The organism is Pseudomonadota bacterium (genome assembly GCA_039714795.1).
Classification (GTDB): domain Bacteria; phylum Pseudomonadota; class Alphaproteobacteria; order JAGOMX01; family JAGOMX01; genus JBDLIP01.
This window is the reverse complement of the sequence record JBDLIP010000164.1, coordinates 1-3,011: the sequence shown is the minus strand read 5'-3', so window position 1 is coordinate 3,011 and position 3,011 is coordinate 1. Positions and strand designations below refer to the sequence as shown.

The 3,011-nt window shown below is 43.2% G+C and carries 2 protein-coding genes; both read right to left on the bottom strand.

Going from position 1 to position 3,011, the window contains the following annotated elements; all coding sequences use genetic code 11:
• A partial coding sequence (traC, locus tag ABFQ95_08280; protein ID MEN8237511.1) for a type IV secretion system protein TraC occupies nt 1-2,579 on the bottom strand: 2,579 nt, incomplete at its 3' end.
• Nucleotides 2,580-2,599: 20 nt separating this feature from the next.
• Nucleotides 2,600-2,824: a hypothetical protein gene (locus tag ABFQ95_08275; protein ID MEN8237510.1), complete on the bottom strand. Its 225-nt coding sequence runs from the start codon at nt 2,822-2,824 to the stop codon at nt 2,600-2,602.
• Between the last annotated feature and the right edge of the window lie 187 nt (nt 2,825-3,011).

The following is a 3,011-nucleotide window of genomic DNA, read 5'->3' as shown; positions in this document are numbered from 1 at the left end:
ACAAAGGCTGCTGCGCAACCATGACGTTCGGCTAGAACCGATTCTATCGACTCTTCAACTCCCAAACCTTGATTTTTAAACTTAACAATCTCTGCATAATCTTGTGCCTTGGTTGAATACAAAAGCCCAGAAAACTGATCACAAAACAACCGGCCCACAACCCCCCGTACCTCCTGACCAAAAATGGCAAACTCACTAAAGCTTGATGCTGGCAATAAACTGCCGATAACCTTTTTGGCCAAATTTTGCTCCGCTTCAGCTCGGCCAAGCTTTTCCACAAAACTCAATGATTCTTGCTTGAAAATGCATTTCCAGTCTGAGTTTTCAAACGCAACCGTAGCCCCAGGACTCTCCTTTCTAAAAAAATCTGAAATGTTCTGGGTTGCAAGCGCCAAAGAGGCACGATATTTCCTGGCTGTGCGTACAAATGCTGCGATGAATTTTCCCGAGGCCACACCCTGAATTAACTCCCAAGCTTCATCTATCAAAACCAAAAAAGCCTGCCGCCGATCACTACTGACCATTTTCTGACAAACCTGCACAATCATCATCTGCACCAGTACAGCTCGCAATTCTTCATGGTTCATCAAGTTTTGAGTTTCAATCACCACAAAATCATGCTTTAAATTGACCGTGGCTGGGCGATTAAAGAAATTGGCATACTTACCACAACCTGTAAACTTAAGCAGCATACGCCCCAGATCTTGCGCACGTGAATCTACATGATTGACCAACCACTGCTGCACATCATTAATACAACTGGAAGCCCCCCTCGCCTGCCAAACCGCTGCAACAGCTTCTTCTAAAAAACTGCTTTGAATCTCATCTGGCTCACGGGTCGGCATGGCCATGGTTTTCAAAACCTGCACCACAATATTAAGTTGCTCAGAGCGTTCTTCTATCTCATCCGCAGCAGCACCTTCTGGAATATGCGTAAATGGATTTAGGCAATGATTGGTGTTAGCACTAAAATCAATATGGTGCCCGCCTAAAATCAAGCACATATTCTTAAAGCTATTACCTTTATCCAAAACAAAGGCCTTACCACCTGTAGCCAGGGTATTAACTATCAGTTCATTGCAAAAAAAACTCTTACCACTTCCAGACTTACCGCTAATGCAAAGGTTATAATTTGCAGTCTGAGATGGAAGATCCTTACCCGGCAACAACATTCCATCAAACGGATTCCAGAAAAAAAGCTGACCCCTTCTGCCAATTAAAGGCATACCTGGGGCAATCTGCCCCTTCCATTCACCAACAATCGGTAGCATGTTCTGCGCTTCCCGAGTAATAGTCTTTTCAATCCGACCCAGACGTTCAAGAACACTAGCTGCACCTGTAATTTCCTCCTTAAACCCTAAGGACTTTTTGTAAGTCCCCAAAGTCCACATCATCGGCATGCTCGCTAGCAAAACTGACAGATGATCATAAGTGGCTGGTTGCAAGCTCCAACCGCCATTCCTCCAAATACTACCAAGCTGTCGCTCCGCAGACTGAACTTGTGCGCTTTTACAAAAGATCGTACAACTGAGACCAGCCTGGACAACCCTTTCTCCAAGCTGAAGTTGTTCGGTTATCTCCTTAAATTCTGCAAACTCTTCCTCAATACCGGGAACCCACTTGGTCATGCGGTTTTTAAGTGAGTTTTCTAAACTCTCTCGTTTGGAAAACGCCTTACGTTTTTCATTACCCTGACCCGGAGTTACATAAAGTCCATAGTGCAACAAAAAAGCACAACTTAGCTTTTGTTGTGGTTTAAAAATATCCCCTAAAAACTTGTCCATGTGACCCAAAGCCCAATAGCGGGGTTTATCTTTGGGTACAAAGCTTTTAACACTATAAGTATCACGCGCAAGCTTAATGCCATCCTTATCAAGCACCCATTCATCATTCTTGTCTAAAACCTGACGATTTAGGCTAACGCGAGAATCATAGTTTCTTGCCCGGCAATTTGTGACTTCTCTAAAGTTCAAGATAGCGCCGATTTCTCTGAGCAACCCATCTGCATCAAGTGTTTTTGTCGGTAAACCTATTTGGCCTAAATAACCCTTAAGTACTTCGCGAATTTGCACAATCCGGTGCCGCTCCATTAAATCGGTAACTTTTTCTGGATAGCTAAAGGAAATAAGCAAACGATAATCTCGAACCAAGAACCCATCTTCAGCAGCAAAGGCCTTTTCAGACAAGAACTGCACACGTCTTTGGGTAAGCTTTTGCAACGATTCCTGTCTATTACTGGACCAATAATCTAAAAGAGCGCCAATTTTAGGGCTGGCATATAATAAAAACTGTAAGGAACTACCCTCAGGTAGGTTGTCCGCCTGACGGAAAAAATCTGAAAGTTGCTCCTGATCTGCAAGAGAAGCACCTACTACCGGATCTCCCTGCAAAATAAAACCTGTAGTTTCACGATTGATAAACAATCCATCAGCTGCATCATAGCCTTCATAAGGTAAATGATCAAAAATACGTGGAACTACACAAAGATCCCAAAATGATTTGGCTGAGCCGGTATTAAAAGCACAACCTACATCTTCACCCAATAACTTTGCTATGAGTTGCCCCAGTTTCTCCATCATCTATACCCTCAAATGTCCCATCATCTATCAAAGTCCTCTCGGAAATAGAAGCACTCCTTAAAATCAGCAGCTATTTCCGAAGGCGGTAATTGTTCATATTCTCCCTGAGCTATTTTCTTGTCGTTTTGTGCAAGCGCAGTACACTTACTGCCCTCAGCAACAGGGCAATCAAAGTGGCTACTGTAAGTACAGCCTGTCAGAGACAAAACGCCTAGTAAAATGCTAGCAATTGGTATCTTACTCATTGGTCTACCCTCACTTTCATAGTTGGCATGACGGATCGCTTTAAACTAAAACCCTTCCTAAACAACACATCTACTCGGCGTCCGCCATTAAGGAAGGCTGGAGAAATAAAGTTGACAATTTAATTAAAATCTTATATATAATCCGGGATGACCAGTGCCAAAGAGCAACAAGAAATTATTATCCGCC

Coding starts and splice junctions, on each gene's coding strand:
- ABFQ95_08275 (MEN8237510.1), bottom strand. CDS start 2,824: ATGAGTAAGATACCAATTGCTAGCATTTTACTAGGCGTTTTGTCTCTG.